The sequence below is a fragment of the Pseudoduganella umbonata genome (assembly GCF_014192225.1).
GTDB classification, from domain to species: Bacteria; Pseudomonadota; Gammaproteobacteria; order Burkholderiales; family Burkholderiaceae_D; genus Rugamonas; species Rugamonas umbonata.
Map to the genome: position 1 here is coordinate 299,158 of NZ_JACHXS010000001.1, position 21,390 is coordinate 320,547.

Genomic DNA, 21,390 nt, shown 5'->3' on the forward strand with positions numbered 1-21,390 from the left:
CACAGTTCCCATCATTTCATTCATTGATACAGTGAAGGGATGGAGACGATGACGACCAACAATGCGTGGTGCGGCCGATGAGTTCGCGCCCTGAAGGATATTCCCTTGGCCACCTCATCGGCCAAACCATGCGTTCCTGCTGGCGCAACCTGGCGGCCAGCCCCTGGCAGACCCTGGCCGCCGTTGCCGGACTGGCGCTCGGCCTTGCCGTCTTCACGCTGCTGAGCGGCTTCGTGCGGCATGCGTGGAGCGTCAACGCCCATCTGCCCGACAAGCTGTTCATCGTCAAGCAGCGCGACAATACCGCGCCCCAGGCGCCATGGTTCGACCAGGCGCCGATGGCACTGGCGCGTACGGCGGCGGCGACGTCCGGTGTCGCCGGGGCCACCGTGGTCGTCGCGTTGCGGCCGGAAGTGACGGGCTTGACCGTGCGGGCCGGCAACCGGCTGGTGCCGCTGCACGGCCTGGCTGTCTTGCCGGGTTTCGCCGGCATGCTGGGCTTGCGCGCCATCGATGGCGACGTGGAAGCCGCCCTGGCGCGCCCGGATGGCATCGTGCTCACCCAGGCCACCGCGCTGCGCCTGTTCGACACGGTCGATGCCGTCGGCCGCACGCTGCGCGCGGATGGGCAGGTGCTGCGCGTGGCGGCCGTGCTGGCGCCGCAACCGGGGCCGACCACGCTGCCGTTCGACGCGCTGGCCGGCGTCGCCAGCGCCATCGTCGATCCGGCGATCCGCGACGAGATGCTGACCGGCCGGCAGGGCTGGCCCGGCAAGGTGCTGGTGCGGCTGCGGCCGGACGGGCAGCCCGAAGCCGTCGCCGCCGCGCTGCAGGCGGCCGTCGACCACCTGCCCGGCATGCAGCGGCACAGTCCGGACGTACTGGCACGGCTGGCCGGACGCAAGCCGCTGGAACTGGGGCTGGTATCGCTGCGCAGCGCCTACTTCGACCATGAACTGGGCAGCAATTTCCATTTTCGTGCCGGCGAACGCGCCAACCCGGCACTGGTGGCCGGCTTGGGCGCGGTGGCACTGCTGATCCTGGCGCTGGCCGGGGCCAACTACGTCAACCTGGCGGCCGTGCGCGTGCTGCGCCGGCAACGCGAACTGGCCGTGCGCAAGGTGCTCGGCGCCCGTGCCCGCGACATCGCCGGGCAATGCGTGGCCGAAGCCGTGACTGTGACCCTGGTCGCCGCGCTGCTCGGGCTGTTGCTGGCCTGGCTCGCCCAGCCGGCTTTCGCGGCGCTGGCCGGGCGCGACCTGCCCGGCATGCTGTCGGCCGGCCACCTGGCGGCCGTGCTGGCCGCCGCCATCGTGCTCGGCTGCGCGGCGGCCGTCTATCCGGCCTGGCTGGCGGTGCGTGTGCGGCCCGACCGCGTGTTGTCCGGCAAGCCGGACACCGAGTCGACCGGCGCGGCGCGGGCGCGGCGGGTACTCACCGTGCTGCAACTGGCGGTGGCAATGGGCGTGGCCGGCGTGGCGCTGGCGATCGCATGGCAGGCGCGCCATGCCGCATCGGCGGCGCCCGGCTTCGATCCGGTGCCGCTGACCTTGGTCGACGTGCCGGAGCAGGTGCGCTTTTCCGAGCGGTCGCGCGGCCTGATGGCGGCGCTGGCGGCGCAGCCGGGCATCGATGGCGTGGCCGTGTCGCTCGATGCGGTGGGCCGCAGCGAGGATCCGCTCGGCCGCACGTTCCAGCGGCCGGGCGGACAGTCCGCGGCGCTCGATGTGCGCTGGGTCGGCGCCAACTTCTTCACCCTGTACAACATCCCCGCCCGTGCCGGCCGGCTGTTCGACCAGCGGCAGGACCGCGACGACGACCCCGGACCGCTGGTGCTCAATGCCGAGGCGGCGCGCCTGCTGGGTTTCACGGACCCGGCCCTGGCGCTGGGCCAGACGGTGCTGTTCCGCGACTGGGACGGCAAGACAGCGCCGCGCCGCGTGATCGGTATCGCGCCGCCGCTGCGCTTCCAGTCGCTGCGCGAGCAGCCGCGGCCCGTTGCATTCGAGCTGTCCACCGCCGGCGCCACGTTGACCGTCCGTTCGGCGCTGCCGCCGGAACGGGTCGATGCGCTGGTGCGCCAGCAATGGCCGCGCTGGTTCCCGGACGCGCTGCCGCGCATCCACCGCGCCGGCGACATCCTCGACCGTAACTACGCCGACGATACGCGCCTGGCGCGCCTGCTGGCGATCGCGGCCGGCGTGGCGCTGCTGCTGGCCGCCGCCGGCTGCTACACGCTGTCGGCCCACACCGTGCAGCGCCGCGCGAAGGAAATCGTGCTGCGCAAGCTGCACGGTGCGTCCGGCGGGGCGGTCGGCCTGCTGGTGCTGCGCGAGACGGGCGCGCTGGCCCTGCTGGGCGCGTTCGCCGGGCTGCCGGTGGCGGCACTGGTCATCGAACGCTACCTGGCGGGCTATATCGAGCGCGCGCCGGCCGGGCAGTGGGCGTTGCCGTGCGCCCTGGCGGCAACGGCGGCCGTGGCGCTGGCCGCGGCGGCCCGGCACGCCTGGCTGGCCATGCGGGTTGCGCCGGCGCAGGCACTGCGGGGGTGATGCGGGAGTAATACTGAAGAAATAGGGGAAGAATGCGGGAAGAATGCGGGAAGAGTGCGGAAGTAATGCGGCGCCGCTCCGGGCGCTTCAGGCTTTCTCCCGCTGGGCCAGCAACTCCGCGGCGGCGGACACCAGCGTGGCCGGGCCGACCGGCTTCGGCAGGTGGTCCGTGTAGCCGGCCCGCAGTGCCCGTTCGCGTTCGCGCGCGCCGGCCAGCGCGGTCAGCGCCAGCGCCGGCAGCGTGCGGCAGTTCGGCAGCGCGCGCACCTTGCGCAGCAGTTCGAAGCCATCCATGCCGGGCATGCTGATGTCGCTGATCAGCAGGGCCGGGCGCACGCTGGCCACCAGATTCAGTGCGCCGATGCCGCTGCCGGCCGTGTAGACACGCGCGTTGGCGGCCACCAGTGCGCGCTTCAGCACATCCAGCGAATCGGGCTGGTCGTCGACGGCGACAATCACCGCGCCGGCCAGGTCGATCGCCTGCGTCGCCACCCTGTCGGGTGCCACAGTGCGCGGCGCGGCAAAGCTGGACAGCGGCAGCGCCACCGTGAAGGCGGCGCCGTGCCCGGCGCCGGCGCTGTCGGCGTGGATCGTGCCGCCCTGCAGTTCCACCAGCTGGCGCGCGATCGACAGGCCCAGCCCCAGGCCGCCGTGCTGGCGCGTGGTCGACGAGTCGGCCTGGCGGAAGCGGTCGAACACGTGCGGCAGGAAGCCGGGATCGATGCCGGCGCCGGTATCGGCCACCCGGATCATCGCGTGGCCGGGCTGGTCGGCGGCGCCGGCCAGCGTGACCGTGACGCGGCCGCCCGGCTCGGTGAACTTGACGGCATTCGACAGCAGGTTGCCCAGGACCTGCTGCATGCGCCCCGCGTCGGCCAGTACCGGGCCGGCCTGGCGGTCGATGTCGCTGGTCACCACGATGCGGCGCGCCAGCGCCATCGGCCGGATCGCGTCCACCGCGGCGGTGACGAAGTCGGCCGGCCATACCGGCGCCGTCTCGACCTGCACCTTGCCGGACACGATGCCGCTCATGTCGAGCAGGTCGTCGATCATCTGCACCTGGGCGCGGGCATTGCGCTCGATCGCCGCCAGGCCGCGCTGCAGCGTGGCGTCGTCCTTGCCGCCCTGCTGGAGCAGCTGGGCCCAGCCGAGCACCGCGTTCAGCGGCGTGCGCAGCTCGTGCGACAGGGTGGCCAGGAATTCGTCCTTCAGGTGCGACAGCCGCTCCAGCTGCAGCCGCGCTTCGTGTTCGTCCTGGAATTGCGAACGGCGTTCCTCGGCGGTGGCCAGCGAGGCCGCCAGCACGTGGGTGCGCGCCTCCAGGCGGGCGTCATAGACGGCGACGACCAGGGCGATGGTGAGGATGCTGGCGGTGCCGATCGCGACAAGGATGGCCAGGTTCATGCCATCCACGCCACCTTCGGCGGCCAGGCACACGCTGCCGGCCGGGAAGTTCGCGGCCGCCATGCCGGTGTAGTGCATGCCGGCGATCGCCAGGCCCATCACGGTCGCGGCGGCGGCCTGGATCAGGCTTGCCCGCGGCGTGCGCTGGCGCAGCCGGTAGGCGATCCACAGGGAGCCTGCGGCGGCGCCGACCGCCAGGACCACCGACGCGACGAAGGCGAACGGGTCCCAGACGATGCCGGGTGCCATCCGCATGCCCCCCATGCCCGTGTAATGCATGCCGGCAATACCCAGGCCCATCAGCAGGGAGGCCATGCCGAGCCGGCGCGCCGACACCACGCGGTGGCGCAACTGCCACAGCGCCAGCCCGGTGACGGCCACCGGCAGCAGCAGCGACAGTCCGGTAATGGCGAGGTCGTAGCCGATCGGAATCGGCAGCCGGAACGCCAGCATGCCGACGAAATGCGTCGACCAGATGCCCGTGCCGAGCGCCAGCGCGCCGCCGGCAGTCCAGCCGGCCGCGACGAGGCCGTGCGAGCTGCGCACGCGGTCGGCCAGGCTCAACCCGGTGTAGGCCGCGAAGATCGCGACCAGGATCGAGACGGCGACGAGGATGGGGTGATAGTAACCGCTGAGCATGATTCCGTTGTGCCGATGGGCTGTCGTCACTATACCGGAGTCGGACGCGTTACGAGGGTACGGCACGCGGCGGGTGGCGAGGACGCCACCCGCCGCGTCGGGTCAATTCCGGGTCACGGGACCGGCAAGCCCTTCGGATCCGCGCAGTACGCCCGGCCGCGGTAGCCGAACCAGTCGACATCGGCATGCAGGCCGCTGCCCGACATGTCCTGGCAGGCGATGCCGACGAAGGTGCCCGTGAAGTTGGGCTGGCCGGGCGCGTTGGCTTCGTCGGACAGGATGCTGGCGTCGAACTGTTGCGGCAGCCACTGCCATGGACGATCGCCGGCATCATCCTCATCGCCGGCCAACCGCCAGCCGAACAGCAGGCGTTCCTCGTCCACTTCCACGCGCAGCTCCACCGGCCCGCTGGCCGGCAGCGGCACCGGCGCCGTGAAGGTATCGGTCTGCACGTGATTGGGCAGGCTGCTCATCACGCGCAGGTGCCGGCCGATGGTTTCGTCGTGCGTGATGTACAGGTAATGGAACTTGGCGGCGTTGTAATAACACACCAGTCCGGCCTGCTGCTGGTAGTGTTCCGGCGCGAAGTCGACCACCGTGGCCGCGCTGAAGCAGTGCGACTGCTGGCGCCGCGCCACCAGCGCCTGGCGGAACGTGCTGCCCAGGCTTTCGCGCCCGAACAGGCGCAGGTGGCCGGGCCGCGCGGCCAGCGAGAACAGCTCGTCGGGCCACGGCGTGCGCAGCCACTGGAAGTCCACCGGCAATGCGCCGCCGTCGAAGTGTTCGCGCACCGGCGCCGGCGCGAAGCGGTGCTCGGGCAGCCCGGGGGAGGGCGGCCGCAGTGCCGGCATGCCGTCGCCGTCCACGGTGCGCAGCCAGCCATCGTCGCCCCAGGCCATCGGCTGGATCGCGGTCTCGCGGCCCAGCGTGCAGGTGCCGCGGTTGCGAAGCGGTCGCCCGCACAGGTAGACCATCCAGGTCCTGCCGTCGGGGGTCTCGACCAGGTCGGCGTGGCCGGCACGCTGCAGTGCAGCATCCGGACGCTGGCGCGCACTGAGGATGGTCACGTCGGGATGCAGTTCATACGGCCCGTGCAGATTGCGCGAGCGCGCCATCGTCACGCCGTGGTTCCAGCCGGTGCCGCCCTCGGCGGTCAGCAGGTAATAATAGCCGTCGCGCCGGTACAGGTGAGGCGCCTCGGTGAGGCCGTGCGCGGTGCCGGGAAAGATGTTTTCGCGGCGCCCGACCAGGCGGCGTTCGGCCACCGAATACTCCTGCGCCACGATGCCGTTGAAGCGGTTGCCGCCCGGGCGGTGGTCCCACAGCTGGTTCAGCAGGTACTTGCGGCCGTCGGTGTCGTGGAACAGCGAGGGATCGAAACCGCTGCTGTTCAGGTACACGGGATCGGACCACGGTCCGTCGATGGACGGGCTGGTGACCAGGTAATTGTGGAAGTCGCGCAGCGACGCGCTGCCGGTGGCGCCGCCGGTCGACGTGCGGCCGTAGCGCTTGACGTCCGTATAGATCAGCCAGAACAGCCCGTCGGCATGCGTCAGGCAGGGCGCCCACACGCCGCAGGAGTCGGGCGCGCCCAGCATGTTCAGCTGGCTGGCGCGGGTCAGCGGGCGGCCCAGCAGGCGCCAGTTGACCAGGTCGCGCGAATGGTGGATCTGCACGCCCGGATACCACTCGAAGGTGGATGTGGCGATGTAATAGTCGTCGCCCACCCGCACGATGGACGGATCGGGATTGAAGCCGGGAAGGATGGGATTCTGGATCATGCTTTGGGTTCGGTGGCGGGTTGCGGCGCGTTTTCGCGCACGAGGATCCACAGCAGCGCGGCGGCCAGCAGGTCGAGCACGGCCAGGCTGACGAAGAACGGCGTGTAGCCGACGCTGGCCATCAGGCCGCCGATCAGCAGCGAGAAGATCAGCAGGCCCAGGTTGCCGAACGTGCCGCACATGCCGGCCACGGTGGCTACCTCGTTGCGCTTGAACAGGTCTGACGACATCGTGATGACGGTGACCGACAGCGTCTGGTGCGCGAAACCGGCAAGGCTGAGCAGGGCGATCGCCGCATATGGGCTTTCCACGTAGCCGACGAAGGCCACGCCCATCATCATGCAGGCGCCCACGGTGAAGGCGCCGCGGCGCGCATTGATCAGGCGTACGCCGCGCTTTTGCAGCCACAGCACGACGAGCGGGCCGAACATGCAGCCCAGGTCCGCCGCCAGGAACGGCAGCCAGGCGAACATGGCGATCTGCGCCAGGTCGAAGCCGCGCACCGTGGTGAGGTACAGCGGCACCCAGAACGCCAGCGTGCCCCAGGCCGGGTCGGCCAGGAAGCGAGGCAGCGCGATGCCCCAGAAATTGCGCACCTTCAAAATGCTGAGAACCGACGGCCGCGTGCCGTCGCCCTTCAGGTGCTGCTCCTGGCCGGCGGCGATGTGCTCCGCCTCGGCGGCCGCCAGGCGGCGGTGGCGCGCCGGCGCGTCGTACAGCAGCAGCCATGCGGCCACCCAGACCAGCCCGAGCGCGCCGGTGATCACGAACGCCGACTGCCAGTTGTAGTGCAGGATCGCCCACACCACCAGCGGCGGCGCCAGCATCGAGCCGAACGAGGCGCCGATATTGAAGATGCCGCCGGCCAGCCCGCGCTCCTTCGCCGGGAACCACTCCGATACGGCCTTCATGCCGGCCGGATTGGCCGAGCCCTCGGCCAGCCCCAGCAAACCGCGCAGGAAGGCCAGCGTCTGCCAGTTGGTGGCCATGCCGTGGGCCATGCAGATCAGCGACCAGGCCGTGGCGAACATCGCGAAGCCGTACTTCAGGCCGATCACGTCGAGCACGTAGCCGCACAGCGGCTGCAGCATGATCGCGCCCTGGAAGGCCGCGGTGATGTATGAATATTCCTGGGTCGTGATGTTCAGGTCGGTGAGCAGCGTCGGCGCGGCCACGGCCAGCGTGCTCCGCGTCAGGTAATTGATGACGGCGCCCAGCATGACCAGTCCGATCATCCACCAGCGCAGTCCCCGTATTTTTTTAGCGATCATGTTTGCGCAATCATTCGAGATGGACCGCAACAATAGCATAGCGAAAGGCAAAAAGGTCACCCCAGCTGGTAGCGCAATCGATGATGCATGGCACCATTTTCGATGATGTTTGTTACCATTCAGCCCGCTAGCGAGAGTGGAGGAAAACGGCGCCATGTGCGTGAACTATGTAACGGTGAAAAGGGACAGCCTGGCGCGCTTTGCTGCCTTGGACCAGCGGGTGCCGTTCGCCCCGCGCGGCGAGTGGGAACATGAGGTGTGGCAGGATTACGCGGCGCCGATCGTCGTCGCCGCACCGCAGGGGCGCGATCGCCGCTGCCTCGTGGCGAGCTACGGCATGGTGCCGCAGCACCGGCTGGCGCCGGGCAGCCGCGCGTATTCGACGATGAACGCGCGCAGCGAGACCGTAGCGGAACTGGCCAGCTACCGCGATGCGTGGGCGCGTTTCCGGTTTTGCCTGGTGCCGATGGAACGCTGGTTCGAACCGAACTACGAGAGCGGCCGGCACCAGCGCTGGTCGATCGGCCGCGCCGACGGCGCGCCGCTGGCCGTGGCCGGCCTGTGGCGCGCCTGGGAAGAGCCGGACGGGCGGCGCGTCTGCTCGTTCACGCAGCTGACCGTGAACGCCGATGCGCACCCGCTGCTGTCGCGCTTCCACCGCCCCGGCGACGAAAAGCGCGCGCTGGTGCCGCTGGCGCCCGAGCACTGGGACGCGTGGCTGCATTGCCGCGACCCGGATGCAGCGCGCCGCATGCTGGTGCTGCCGGAAGAGGGCCTGCTGACGGCCGGGCCGGAGCCGCTGGCCGGCACGGCCGATCCGCAGCCGGGACTGTTCTAGAAGGCGCTGTTACCCGATCCTGTGGAAGTTTCGCCAGGTCATCAAGAAAGAGAGTCATTGCCGCGCAGTGCTGCGATCAGGCAATCCCCCGGAGCCAACCAGCGCTGCCCGTCGAGGCCATGGCGCCAGCCCAGGTAGTTCGGCAGGTATTTGCTCGCCACGCCATTGAAGCGCGACAGCCAGCCATGAAAACGGCTGTGATAGCCATTCACATGTTGCAGGTGGATGGCGCCGCGGGTGCGCACTCCCGCCCTGAGATTGACAGCTTCATGCAGGATGCCGGCACGGCGCGCGAATGTGGTGTAAGCGGCAGCGCTGTCCGACACCAGCAAGACATCAGCGGCCAGTATTGGGGTCAGGTGGTGCGCCAGCTGCCGCGCCGTGACCGGGCCTCGGCCGCAGACGAAATCCCGGGTTTTGCCATCACGGTCGCGTGCCACGAGAATGCAGTCGAGTTCCTTGGAGATGCCGCGCCGCCTGGCCTTGCCGCCACGCCGGCGCGCGGGCCGGTCCAGGTGCCGGTTGCCTTTTTGCGATTCGAGCAGATAGGTCTCGTCCGCCTCGACAATGCCTTGCAGCCGGGGTGGCCGGTCGTGCCGTGCTGCGCCCATGAAACGATGGCGCCAGCGAAAGCTGGTATTGCGATGAATGCCCGTGGTATCGGCAGCGCCCCGGACCGTGCGCGAATCCAGCACCGCCTGCAGGAACAGCAGCCATTTGCCGCGCAGGCGCAGGAAAGCGAAGGGTGTGCCGGTCAACGCATTAAAGGTACGGTGGCACGTCACGCAGCGGTAGCGTTGCAGGCCGCCAGTGCTGCCGTGCCTATGGATACGGGTCGCCGCGCAATGCGGACAACGATCGCAGGGCCGGCCGAACTTCTCGATCAGTTCCAGGCATGTCGCCAGTGACGAGGCCGACTCGAGCAGGGACCGCAATGTCGCCAGTTGAGCGCCGGAGAACCCGTCGAGTTGCCCGCGCAATCGTTCCAGCAAGCTGTTGAAAACGCCGTCGTGCATCGCCGCCTCCATCGTCAATACGATATGAGACAGCGATTGCGGCGAATTGTTCAGTTCACCCCACATGCTCGGGTGACTGCGCCTTCTAGAACGGCTGACAAAATCGCGTTTTGAACCTTCCAGCAACAGCACCATGCGTTTCAGGGTGTCTCCGCACATTCCGGGCGAGCCCGATGACTTAGCTGTGCCATACTGGAACGATGGAAAAACGTCGAGACAAGCTCACCGCACTCTACATTGACGCCGTTCTCAATGGCCAGCCAGGCTTTGAGCCGTCCCGCTGTCTGCAAGCGCTTCTCGACGTTGGAATCTCGCGGATCACCGCTGAACGCTTAGTTGCGCAAGAGAAAGTTCGGCGCCGGTCGCCGGCTTTGCCGCTGCCAACGGCAGAATAACGAGCCCTGGCATCGAGAACATTCGCAAACAGTGGCAAGCCGCGCGCCTGCCAGCGTATGCAAATCAACTGAACTGATCGAAAGCTGTTTCAGGCATATAGTTCAGCCGTCCAGCGCTTCACGCCACCGTCTTCTCCAGCACCTTCCCCGTAAAGATCGCCAGGCAATCCGCCGCCGGCAGCGGCTCGCCGTACAGGTAGCCCTGGATTTCATCGCAGCCGTTGGCGCGCAGCGATGCCAGCTGGGCCGCATCCTCGACGCCCTCGGCAATGACGCGCAGGCCCAGGCTGTGCGCCAGCGCGATGACGGCGCGGGTAATGGCCAGGTCCTCGCTGTCGGCCGGCAGGTCGCGCACGAACGCGCGGTCGATCTTCAGCGCGTCGAGCGGGAAGCGCTTCAGGTACGACAGGCTGGAATAGCCGGTACCGAAATCGTCGATCGACAGGCCGATGCCGGCCGCCTTCAGCCGTAGCAGGATGCCTTCGGCCGCGGCCGGGTCGCTCATCAGCATCGATTCGGTCAGCTCGAACTCGAGCGCGGAGGGCGAAATGCCGGCGTCGCGCGTGGCTGCCAGGATCACGTCCACCAGGTCGTCCTGCTGGAACTGGCGGGCCGACAGGTTCACCGCGACGGGCACCGGCGGCATGCCGGCATCGCGCCATGCGCGCACCTGTGCACAGACGGAATGGATCACCCACGTGCCGACCGGCAGGATCATCCCTGTATCTTCGAGCACCGGCACGAATTCGGTGGGCTGCACCGGGCCGGCCGGGCCATTCCAGCGCAGCAGCGCCTCGAAGCCCGTCAGCCGGCCCGACGCGACGTCCTGCTTGGGCTGGTAAGCCAGCGTGAATTCGCCGGCGTCGAGCGCGCCGCGCAGTCCGGATTCGAGCGCCACGCGGCGTGCCACGCGCGCATTCATCTCGCCCTGGAAGCGGCAGCCGCGCGCGCGGCCATGCTGCTTGGCGGCGTACATCGCGGTATCGGCATTGCGCACCAGGTCGTCGGCGGCGCTGCCATCGCGCGGCGCGCAGGCGATGCCGATACTGGCGCCGATGAACACCTGCTGGCCGTCCAGCACGAACGGGCGGTGCAGGCTGTCCACCAAGGCTTCGGCGCATGCGTCGGCCGCTTCGTCCGTAAAGCCGGGCGGGCAGATCACGGCGAATTCGTCGCCGCCCAGCCGCGCCACGAACGCGCGCCGCGGCAGCGCGGCCTGCAGCCGGTGCGTGGCCTCGACCAGCAGGGCGTCGCCGGCGGCGTGGCCCAGCGTGTCGTTGACGTTCTTGAAGTGGTCCAGGTCGATCACCAGCAGTTGCACCACGCCGCCATCGGCGATCGTCGTGGCCAGCCGGTCGCCGAAGGCGGCGCGGTTCGGCAGCGACGTCAGCGGATCGTGCGTGGCCAGGTAGCGCAGCTGCAGGCTGCTGTCGTGCCGCTCGACGGCGTTGGCGAACGTGCCCGCGAGGTTGTCGAGGAAATAGCGGTCGTGGTCGGTGAAGCCTTCCTCGGCGGGGCCCTGTACCGCCAGCACGCCGCGCGCCTCGCCCCAGCGCAGCGCCACCTCGGCGCGACCGGTGCCGCCGCCGGTGCCGGCATCCGCTTCCGCGCGTGCATCCGGGTGCAGCGGCGGCCACACCGCCACGCAGCGCTCGCCCGAATCGGCATGCTGCAACAGCGCCGCGCATTCGGCCTGCAGGCCGACGGCGGCGGAGCGCACCAGCAGGCGGCACAGCGTATCGTAATCGGATTCCACCAGCGCGCAGCGTGCGAACGCGGCGGCCTGCTCGTGCTTGCGGGCATGGGCCAGCGCCAGCTGTTCGCTGCGGCGGCGGTCGGTGATGTCGATCTCGATGCAGATGTATTTCTCGACATTGCGCGCGGCATCGAAGATCGGCACCACGGTGCGCCGGTGCCAGTGCGGGCGCCCGGCGCGGTCGGCCAGCCGTACCTCGCAGGTCAGCGTGGAGGCGCCATGCCGCCCGTGGCGGCGCGGTTCGAGCAGCTCGCCGATCTGGTCGATCGGCATCGTCAGCAGTTCCTCGCGGCTGTAGCCGGAAGCGGTCACGTAGCGGTCGTTGGCGGCGACGATGCGGCCGGACGGATCGAGCTCGCACACGCTGCAGGCTTCGTCGAGTGCGCTCTTGTGCTGGATCAGCGAGTCGATCAGCGTATCGATGCGCTGGTCGAAGCGGCTGCGGATGCTGTGCGTGATGCGGTCCACCGCGCGCATCGCCTGCTCGATTTCCAGTGGCGCGTCGCCGGAGCGGGCGGCGGCATCGGCGGCGCCGGAGGACAGGTCTTCCTCGTAGCGCTGCAACCGCGTGAGCTGGCCCAGCCAGCGGCGCAGCAGCCGGTGCATCGCGAACAGCGACAGCAGTACGCATGCGGCCGCGAGCAGGGCCGCGTCGCGGATCATCTCCCACAGCCGCTGGGCAATCGCGGCCTCGTCGAAGGTCAGCCGCATCACGCCATAGTCGCGCCCGCCCACGGTGATCGGCCGGTTGACGTCGTACAGCTGGGCCGCCACCATGCCGACGATGGCGGCGGGGGGCGTACCGCCGTCGCGGGGCGGCGCTGCGATGCGCAGTGTGTGGCCGCCCACGTCGATGAACGCGGCGGCGCGGAACGGCGAATAGTGCAGCGTCTTGGCCAGCGTGCGCTGCACGGTCTCGTAGTCGCCGACGACGACGCTGTCCTCGACGGCCAGCGATGCCACCTCGGCCAGCATGCCGGCGGTATCCTGCACGTCTTCGATCTCGCGCACGAACTGCAGGTGGTAATAGGTGCCCAGGCCCAGCACGAGGAAGCACAGCAGCGTGGCGCTGTACAGCGCGAGCATGCGGCCCCACAGCGTGCGCGGCGTCAGGTGGCGAAGGGGAGCCATCGTCAGCGCCGCTCGGCCGGAACGTGGCCGTAGAATTCGCGGTAGGACTCGTAGTCCGACTCGTCGGCCGGCACGAAGGAGAATGGCGCCGTCTTGACCAGCGCGGCGGCGTCGGCCAGCACCCGGCGTCCGCGCGGGTCATCGGCCATGGCGGTGAATGCGCGCGCCACGGCCTCCGCCGTGGCGGCCGGCACGCGCGGCGATACCATCAGTGCCAGGTCGTTGAACGGCGCCGATTGCCACAGCACGCGCAGCGGCGTGCGGTGGCGGTTGATGAACGAGGCGGTCAGCTGCGAATTGGCGCCGACGGCGCGCGCCTTGCCGCTGATGAGCTGGGCGAACGCGCCATCCATGTTGCCGCCGAAGACCACGTGGACGGGAATCCCGCGCCGCTGCAGTTCCGCATGGCTGACCTGGTAGGCAACCGTCGCCTCCGGGCCGGGAAATGCGACGTCGGCGTCGGCCAGGTCCTTCAGGTCGCGCACCGCGGAACCGGCCAGCGTGACGATCTGCGAGCGCACCGCCGCGCCGGTGCGGCGGGCCAGCACGCGCCAGCCCATCCGCGCGCGTTCCGGGGCGAACAGGTGATTCGTGAACGCGAAGTCCACTTCCTGGGCCAGCACGAAGCTGGTCGTATCGGCGGACGTGCGGCCCAGCTTCAGGCGCAGCGTGACGCCGCTGGCCTGCGACACGTAGTCGATGATGGGATTCCAGTAACTGGCGGTTATCTGCACGTTGTGCTGGTTAACTGGCGAAAACTGGTAGACGGCTTCGCTGTCGGTCGCGGACGCGGACGCGGCAGGCGCAAGGCAGGCGGCCAGCAGCAAGGCGGCAAACGAGCGGGCCGCAAACAGGCCGGCGGTTCGGATCGGGTACATCCAGGCTCCATCGAGGGCGCGTCAGGCAACGCGGTGCGTCCGCCAGATCGGCGACGGTCGGCATTTTAGCGCAAAAAAATATCGGTTGAGCAATAACTGAAAATTAATAAGTTTTAATAAAGACAATCTTGCACCCTCGCCACAATCCAGTCAAAACCGGTGACAGACACCAGTTTTTTGGAAACATTTCAAATTAACCGGTGTCTGTCACCGGTTTTTAGTTGATTTCTTGTCACCATTAAACGTTTTATATCGTTACTCAAAAACCCCTGATTTTTCGTCATCAGCCTGTTGATTTGCGTTGCATCGCCTGCATATCGAGCAGGTAGCGATTGACAAGGAGAACATGATGGAACCCCTGCTCAACAATGGTGGAGCCGATCAGGACGTCGGTGCATACAATCCGGGCCGCCTGCTGGACGCGCTGGCCGAGCGGCTCAGCGCGAAGAACGACGCTGCGCTGTCGCGTGCGCTGGAAGTGGCGCCGCCGGTGCTCAGCAAGATCCGCCACGGCCGGCTGCCGGTCGGCGCGACGATCCTGCTGCGCATGCATGAAGCCAGCGGTATTCCGATTCGCGAACTGCGCGACCTGATGGGCGACCGGCGCGGCCGCATGCGCATGAGCCCGCAGGAATTCCGGCCGAAGTCGGCGCAGCAGCCGGGCGAGCACCAGCTGGGCAGCTAAGCGCCCGATCGGGCCGGCGGGCAAAGGCCATCCCTCCGATGGGAGGGGGCGCGGCCGGGTGCATTGCCCGGCGCGCCGGTGCGCGGCTACAATCGGCCGATGAGAACCGGCGAGCTGCGGCAGTACCATTACTTCCTGATCCTGGCGCAGGAACTGCATTTCGGCCGTGCCGCGCAGCTGTGCTTCATCACCCAGCCCGCGCTGAGCCAGCAGATCGCGCGGCTCGAGGACGCGGTGGGCGTGCGACTGTTCGTGCGCGGCCAGCGCGCCGTGGCGCTGACGCCCGCCGGCGAGATCTTCCGCGACGGCGTGCAGCAACTGTTCCGGCTGATCGAGGACACCACCCGCAGCGCGCGCGCGGCCGGCGGCTTGCACGACACGCGCCTGTCGATCGGCCTGGTCGAGTACGCGAGCGTGCCGATGCTGCCCGCCGCGCTGAAGCGGCTGCGCGCGCTGTACCCGGACATCAGGGTGACGCGCCACGAAATGGATGCCGCGGCCCAGGTCGAGGGCTTGCAGCGCGGCCGCATCGACCTGGGTATCGCCGTCATCCTCGACGATCCCGCGCTGTGGCTGCCGGCCGATGGCACGGTGCTCACCGAGCCGCTGCTGGCGGCCGGCTGGAAACTGCTGGTGCGGGACGACCATGCACTGGCGAGTACCCCCGGCGGCCAGGTCAGCCTGGAGCAATTGGCCCGGGAGCGCGTGGTGATGTTCGCGCGCGCCGTCAACCCTTCCGTCTATGACCGCGTGCTGGCCACCTGCCGCGCGGCCGGCGCGGCGCCGGATATCGTGTACGAAACCAGCCAGGTACAGACCGGCGTGCAGCTGGCGCGCGAAGGACTCGGCTGCATGCTGGCCACGTCGTTCGCGCTGCCCGAGCCGCTGCCCGGCATGGTTGCGCTGGCGGTGCCGGGGCTGGCGCCGCTGGCCATGCATGCCTTCTGGCGCAGCGGCGAAGCGCAGCCGGTCGTACTGGATTTCCTTGCGATCACGGTGGAGGAGGCGCGCCGCTGCGAAGTGCAGCGGCAGCGGTAGGGCGGAACCCGCTCAACGCCGCCGCGCGCTGGCCCCTTCCAGCAGCAGCGCGGCGCCGAACGCCAGTGCCGAGGCGACGAACACCACGTGGTGCCGGCCGCCGCTGTGCGCGAACAGGAACGAAAAGGCATAGCCGGCCAGCGCCTGGAACAGCGCGAACATCGTTGTCGAATGACCCCAGGCGGCGTGCTGCGCGTGGCCGTCGCCCGGCAGCAGTTCGTGCAGGCGGCCGATCATCAGCGTCACCACGCCGGGCGTGAATGCGCCCAGCAGGGCGCTGGCCACCGCCAGCGCGGCGGGGTGTGCCGCGTAGGCCAGCGACAGGGCCGCCGCGCCGGACAGCACGAGACCGGCGCGCAGCGCCCGCCCGAAGCCGATCCGGTCCGCCAGCAGCCCGTACAGCAGCGGGCCGGACAACGCGCCCACGCCATACACGATCCAGTACACCGCACCCGCCGCGGTCCCGCGTCCCAGGCCGCGCGCCACGTAATCGACGAGGAACACGGCCGCGCCCAGCAGCCCGACGGCCACCGCGGCATAGGCGGCATACAGCAGCCGCACGGCGGCCGGCATCCGTTCCCCGCCGGCCGGCGGCGCGACAGCAACATGCGCGGGCCAGGCGCGCCACGTCAGCACAGCCAGCAGCGCCGATACCGCCGCCAGGCCAAGCCAGGTGGCGGCCAGCCCCAGGCCGAGCAGCAGCGGCACCAGCGTGCCGGAGGCCACGATGCCGGCACCGATGCCCATGAAGATGGCGCCGCTGGCCAGGCCACGGCGGGCCGGCGCCACCGTCGGCAGGATTGTCTGCGCGACCAGCACCATCACCACGGCGCCGGCAAAGCCGGACAGCAGCCGCCAGCCGAAATACCACGCCAGCGAGACGGGAAACGCGCACGCGGCAAAGGACAGCGCGGCCAGCGCCATCATCCACCGCAGCATCGTGCGATTGGAAAAACGCGCGCCGAGGCGCCGGCCCGACAGCGCGCCCGCGAAATAACCGGCGAAATTGGCGGCGCCCAGGTAGACGACGTCGCTGGCGCCGAACCAGCGGGCCTCGATCAGCGGCGGGATCAACGGGGTGTAGGCGAACCGCGCCAGGCCGATCGCCACGAGGCTGGCGGCCAGGCCGGCAAAGATCGCCACCGCAGCCGGCAGCGCTTTCTCGCTGGCGGGCGCGGCGGCCGATGAGGTGGATGCGGATGATGCAGATGCAGATGATGCAGATGATGCAGATGATGCAGATGCGGATGAGCGGATGGTCATGGCGACTCCTTTCGTTGTCACCATGGTAGGGATGCCGAGGCGGGATTACCAATCGGAACGGCACGGCCGACCGATAAGCCCGCACTTATCGGCCTCCGCACCCGATCACGGCGCCCGGTAGAACTCGATCTCCACGATCGACAGCACGCCTTTCGGGGTCTGGTTCGCGCCGGTATCGGCGATCGCCTGGTTGGCCACCTCGGTCAGCCTGATCGCGTTTGATTCGTCGGCCACGCCGTTCAGCTCGACGCGCACGGTGCCGCCATGGCGCGGTGCCAGCGGCAGGGTCACGTAGCCCAGGCTCTCCGGCGTCATGCCTTCGTAGACCGGCACATCGTCGACGAACACCCGCAACGGGTAGCTGCGCTCGCGCCAGCCGGACAGCTTCAGCGCGATCTCGCTCAGCGTGGCCGGCTGCGCCAGGCGATACGTGATGGCGCCCCGGCCCGGCGTGCTGGACCACCTGGTCGTTTCGTCGTCGTCGTAGGTCAGCGCGGCATCGGCTCCATTGCTGGCCGCGTCGGCCGCGGCGACCGGCACCGCCACCCGCGAGATCCGGAACGCAGGCGTGGCCGGCGTCGGGCCGCGCGCCAGGTGCAGCGGCAGGCCATCGGCGGGGAAGCGCATGGCCAGGCCACCTTCGACCCCGAACGGCTGCGTGTCCAGCGCCAGCGTGGCCGGTGCCAATCCGGCGGCGCTGGCACGCAGCACCACGCGTCCGGCCTGGGTCGTGCTGCGCACCAGCACACGGTTGACGCCGCCCTCGACGGGCAGCGCGCGCGCCAGCACATGGTTGCCCGGACCTTGCGCGATGCCGCCGCGCCATTCGGCGGGGCCCTGCAGGTCGAAGTCGACCGTATCCAGCGCGACCGGATTGCGGCGCCCCTGCGCATCCACCACCTCCACCTGCACCAGCGCCAGGTCGGCACCGTCGGCGCGCATGCCGCCGGGCGCCGTCAGCGCGGTCAGCTTCAGCGCGGCCGGTGCGCCGGCCGTCGCCAGCACCGTTTCGCAGATCCTGTTGCCGGCGGCGTCCAGCCCGACCGCCTTCAGCTCGCCCGGTTGCCAGGCCACGCCGTCGAACGTGAACAGGAAACGCTCGCTCTGCACAGGATCGGGCAGGCGCGTGCCGTTCAGGTAAAGCGCCACCTTGTCGGCGCTCGAGATCACCGTCACCGGCTTCACGGTGCCGGGCGCGTAGTTCCAGTGGCCGACGATGTGGGCGCGCGGCTTTTCGACGTCCACCCAGCCGTCCCACATCACCTGGTGCGCGTAGAAGCCATCCTTCGGGATCCGCATCGCGTCGACTTCGCCGCTGCGCCGGTAGTTCTCGGCGCCGCGATGGTGCGTGTTCGAATCGGAAAACACGATGTTGACGCCGCCCGACGATACGCGGGTGCCGGTGCCCGGCCGCTCGCGCCAGTAGTCATGCCAGCGCTTCACGTTCTCGATCGCGTGCGTGTCCATGTTGCGGTTGTAGGTGGGCGCGGGCTGGCCCTTGTGCGCCGGCCCGTCGCCATCCTTGTGGAACGGCGGCGTGAGTTCGTCCCAGAACTTGCGGGCGCCCTCGTCGCGCGAATATTCCATCGCCCACATGGGGATGCGCGCACTCTTGTTGATGTACAGCATTTCGCCGCCATATTCGGCGATGCCCTGCAGTTCGGCCGACAGCATTTCGCGGCTGCCCGATGCGCGGCCGCCGTACGGGTCATACCGGTCGCGCAGCGCCTTCATCTCGCGCATGTGTTCGGCGCTCACGCCGCGGTTGCCGCTCTCGTAGAAAACGATGCTGGGGCTGTTGCGGTTGTAGACGATCGCGTCCTTCATGACCTCGATGCGCTGCTCCCAGCGTCGGTCCGTCACGTCCTTCTCGGCATCGCCGGCCGGCATCGCCTGCATCAGGCCGAGCCGGTCGAGCGATTCCGTGTCCTGGCGCCACGGCGTGATGTGCATCCACCGGATCAGGTTCGCATTGCTGGCCAGCGCCAGGCCGTTGCTGTAGTCGCTGAGCCAGGCCGGCACCGACATGCCGACGGCCGGCCACTCGTTCGACGTGCGCTGCGCATAGCCCTTCATCTGGATCGCGCGATCGTTCAGCTTCACCACGCCGTCCCGGAACTCGGTCTTGCGGAAACCAGTGCGCGTGACCACGGTGTCGACCGGCTTGCCGTCCACCTTCAGCGTGGTTTCCACGTCGTACAGGTAGCCGTAGCCCCAGCTCCAGAAATGCAGGCCCTCGACGGGCGCATGCGCGCTGACGACCGCCGTGGCGCCCGGCGCGAGGGTTCGAGGTGATGTCGTGAGTTGCGCCACCTGCCTGCCGTCACGGTCGCGCAGCCGTACTTCGTACGTGAACGTGCGCGGCCTGCCATGGTCGTTCTTCACTTCCGACTCGGCCCACACGGTGGCGCGGCGCCCGGGAATGTCGAAATCGCGCGCGTACACGTACACACCGGTCGTGCCCAGCGACGAGTAGAGCGGCAGGGTCTGGTGCAGCCGGTCCGTCACGTGCAGCTTCACATTCTTCGGCAGGCCGCCGTAGTTGGCGTTGAAGTTGCGGTCGGCCCACTGGTAGCGCTGGCCGGTGGCCGCTTCCCGGTAGTCCCAGCTGTTGTCGGTGCGGACCGCCACCACGTTACGGCCCGGTACCAGCACACCGGTGATGTCGAAGCCGAACGCCGTGACGCCGTTCTCGTGCAGGCCGACGCGCCGGCCGTTGACGTACACCTCGGCCGCCTGCCGCGCGCCTTCGAATTCGAGGAAGACCTTGCGGCCCCGCGCCGCGGCCGGCAGCGTGAAGTGCTTGCGGTACCAGGCGATGCCGGTCGAGTGATCGACGATGTCCTTGCCGAACGCGTCGTCCTCGTTCCAGGCGCGCGGCAGGGTGACGCGCTTCCAGCCGGCGTCGTCGAATGCCGGCTGGGCCGCGCCGGCCGGATCGGCCACGGCCAGCTTCCAGCCGGGGTTGAAGTTGTAGACAACGCGCGCGGCAGGTTCGGCATAAGCGGGCAGGACCTGGCTGGCGGCTGCGCAGGCGAGCAGGGCGGCGCCGAGGTGCCGGTTCAGGAAAAGTATTGTCATTGCGCTGCGCCGGTATGGAACGGCACGGCCGGCAGCCCGGCGCCGTTCACCAGGTTCGGTTGTGCCGCTTCATCCCACGCGAAGCGCACGGTCACCGGGTGGGGTACCCGCACGCTGGCCACCGCCACGCGGCCCGCCTCGATGTCGGCCTTCGCGGGATGCCAGCGCCCGTCGGCGCCGGCCACCTGGAACCATGACAGCGGCTTGCGGTCGCTGGCGAACAGCCCTTCGCCATGGTCGAACGACAGCAGCGCCCGGCCATTTTCCACCCGCATTGCGCGGAACCGCGGGCCGCGGGCTTCGATATCCTTGCGGCCATAGGTGTCCGCCAGCGCCAGGTTGGCCAGGCGCAGGCCGACGGTGCGCTTGTCGCGGGGATGGATGTCGGCCAAGTCGTCGGCCAGGTCGGTCGTCACGACCATGCCGGTGCTGGGAATGGCCAGCGCCGCGGCCTGGGCCTGCCGCAGCCGTGCCGCCGCCTCCGAGTCGGCCACTTTCGACGGCCGCACCACGTGGTACAGGTGCGGCGCGATCTGCACATAGTAGAAAGGGAGGGGGCCGGATAATGTACGAGGTGAGGAGCCAGGTGAGGAGCGCGGCTGGCCGCCGCCGAACGCGCCGCGCCAGGCGTCGACCAGCCGCGCCATCTTGGCGGTGTAGGCAGCGCCGTCGCCATCGTCGATCAGGTTCGATTCGCCCTGGTACCACAGCATGCCTTTCAGGCCGAACGGCGCCAGCCCGGCGATCATGCCGTTGTACAGCACGGAATGATCCGGACCGGGATCCGTCCCCGCCGCCGCCGCGGCAGGCGTCCACAGTTCGATCCGCGTGCCGCCGTAGCTGGAATCGATCAGTCCCACCGGCACGCCGAGCTCGCGGTGCAGGCGGCGCCCGAAGAAATAGGCGGCCGCGGAAAACGCCGTGCGTTCCACCGATTCCGGGCTGCAGCGCACCCATTCCCCGGCCACGTCGTCCAGCGGCGCGGGCGCGCGCTTGCGGGCCACCTTGAACAGCCGCACGTCCGGCGCGTCCGCCGCGTCGATCTCGGCGCGGTAGTCGAACGTGGGCCGCTCCCCCTTGCGTTCGCCGAGCGGCTTCTGCATGTTCGACTGGCCGGACGCGAGCCACACGTCGCCGAGCAGCACGTCGCGCACGACGGTCTCGCTGTCCGCGCCGCGTATCCGCAGTTCGCCGGCGCGCCGTTCGGCGCCCAGGTCGAGGTCGACGCGCCAGCGGCCGTCGCCGTCCGCGCGCGTGGTGGCGGCCGTTGCGCCGAAGCGCACCGACACCGTTTCGCCGGCATCGGCCCAGCCCCACACCGGCGTGGCGGCCGACCGCTGCAGTACCATGCGGTCCGAGATGACGGCCGGCAGGCGCACCGCGGCGCCGGCGGAACCGCAGGCGATGGCCAGCAGCAGGGCGGCAACGGGGACTGGGGCGCGCTGGTTCAATATGCTCGGCAGGCGCGGCATGGATGGCTCGGGTGGCAGGGGCATGCGGGAACTTCCTTCACGTGATGCCGGGGATTATCCGCGGCCGGGGCGCACTGTCCAGCGCGCGGCGGCGCCCGCCGGCAATCGCTCACGAAGTTGATTCCGGGTCCGGAAGGCCGATGCGGCCGTGCCGCGCCCGGTACAATCGCGGCGGGGCACCATCATGACG

Annotated in this window: 13 protein-coding genes; 4 read left to right on the forward strand and 9 right to left on the reverse strand. The window is 69.4% G+C overall.

Features of this window, described 5'->3' with window-relative positions:
* Window positions 1–128 precede the first annotated feature (128 nt).
* Window positions 129–2,552, forward strand: a complete 2,424-nt coding sequence (locus FHS02_RS01315) for an ABC transporter permease (RefSeq protein WP_137312445.1) — start codon at window positions 129–131, stop codon at window positions 2,550–2,552.
* Between the two features lie 87 nt (window positions 2,553–2,639).
* On the opposite strand, the gene FHS02_RS01320 is transcribed toward FHS02_RS01315, so the two are convergent.
* The 3 genes from FHS02_RS01320 to FHS02_RS01330 form a co-directional block, all read right to left on the reverse strand.
* Complete coding sequence (locus FHS02_RS01320) at window positions 2,640–4,595, reverse strand: MHYT domain-containing protein (protein ID WP_137312446.1); 1,956 nt, start codon at window positions 4,593–4,595, stop codon at window positions 2,640–2,642.
* A gap of 113 nt (window positions 4,596–4,708) precedes the next feature.
* On the reverse strand, window positions 4,709–6,376 hold the full coding sequence (locus tag FHS02_RS01325; RefSeq protein ID WP_137312447.1) for a glycoside hydrolase family 43 protein: 1,668 nt from the start codon (window positions 6,374–6,376) through the stop codon (window positions 4,709–4,711).
* Window positions 6,373–7,647 (reverse strand): MFS transporter, encoded by a 1,275-nt coding sequence (locus tag FHS02_RS01330; protein WP_137312448.1) that lies wholly within the window; start codon window positions 7,645–7,647, stop codon window positions 6,373–6,375. The genes FHS02_RS01325 and FHS02_RS01330 overlap by 4 nt, the downstream gene beginning before the upstream one ends.
* A 154-nt stretch (window positions 7,648–7,801) precedes the next feature.
* Here FHS02_RS01330 and FHS02_RS01335 point away from each other — a divergent pair, with 154 nt between their 5' ends.
* Window positions 7,802–8,485, forward strand: coding sequence for an SOS response-associated peptidase (locus tag FHS02_RS01335; protein WP_137312449.1), 684 nt, complete (start codon window positions 7,802–7,804; stop codon window positions 8,483–8,485).
* Window positions 8,486–8,526: 41 nt separating this feature from the next.
* Here FHS02_RS01335 and FHS02_RS01340 read toward each other — a convergent pair whose 3' ends face one another.
* The 3 genes from FHS02_RS01340 to FHS02_RS01350 form a co-directional block, all read right to left on the reverse strand.
* Window positions 8,527–9,501 (reverse strand): IS1595 family transposase, encoded by a 975-nt coding sequence (locus FHS02_RS01340; protein WP_137317242.1) that lies wholly within the window; start codon window positions 9,499–9,501, stop codon window positions 8,527–8,529.
* A 513-nt stretch (window positions 9,502–10,014) separates the two neighbouring features.
* Window positions 10,015–12,783, reverse strand: a complete 2,769-nt coding sequence (locus FHS02_RS01345) for an EAL domain-containing protein (RefSeq protein WP_137312450.1) — start codon at window positions 12,781–12,783, stop codon at window positions 10,015–10,017.
* 2 nt (window positions 12,784–12,785) lie between these two features.
* Entirely contained in the window at window positions 12,786–13,661 is an 876-nt protein-coding gene (locus FHS02_RS01350; protein ID WP_137312451.1) for a phosphate/phosphite/phosphonate ABC transporter substrate-binding protein, read from the reverse strand.
* Between the two features lie 346 nt (window positions 13,662–14,007).
* On the opposite strand from FHS02_RS01350, the gene FHS02_RS01355 reads away from it, so the two are divergent.
* On the forward strand, window positions 14,008–14,346 hold the full coding sequence (locus FHS02_RS01355; RefSeq protein ID WP_137312452.1) for a hypothetical protein: 339 nt from the start codon (window positions 14,008–14,010) through the stop codon (window positions 14,344–14,346).
* 99 nt (window positions 14,347–14,445) lie between these two features.
* A complete protein-coding gene (locus FHS02_RS01360) occupies window positions 14,446–15,384 on the forward strand; it encodes a LysR family transcriptional regulator (RefSeq protein ID WP_137312453.1) in 939 nt (312 codons plus the stop codon).
* Between the two features lie 12 nt (window positions 15,385–15,396).
* On the opposite strand, the gene FHS02_RS01365 is transcribed toward FHS02_RS01360, so the two are convergent.
* The 3 genes from FHS02_RS01365 to FHS02_RS01375 form a co-directional block, all read right to left on the reverse strand.
* Window positions 15,397–16,527, reverse strand: coding sequence for a YbfB/YjiJ family MFS transporter (locus FHS02_RS01365; RefSeq protein ID WP_229422502.1), 1,131 nt, complete (start codon window positions 16,525–16,527; stop codon window positions 15,397–15,399).
* A gap of 225 nt (window positions 16,528–16,752) precedes the next feature.
* Window positions 16,753–19,728, reverse strand: a complete 2,976-nt coding sequence (locus tag FHS02_RS01370) for a glycoside hydrolase family 2 protein (RefSeq protein WP_137312455.1) — start codon at window positions 19,726–19,728, stop codon at window positions 16,753–16,755.
* The gene (locus FHS02_RS01375) at window positions 19,725–21,224 is read right to left on the reverse strand and encodes a sialate O-acetylesterase (RefSeq protein WP_229422503.1); all 1,500 of its coding nucleotides are present in this window, start codon (window positions 21,222–21,224) and stop codon (window positions 19,725–19,727) included. The genes FHS02_RS01370 and FHS02_RS01375 overlap by 4 nt, the downstream gene beginning before the upstream one ends.
* Window positions 21,225–21,390: the final 166 nt, after the last annotated feature.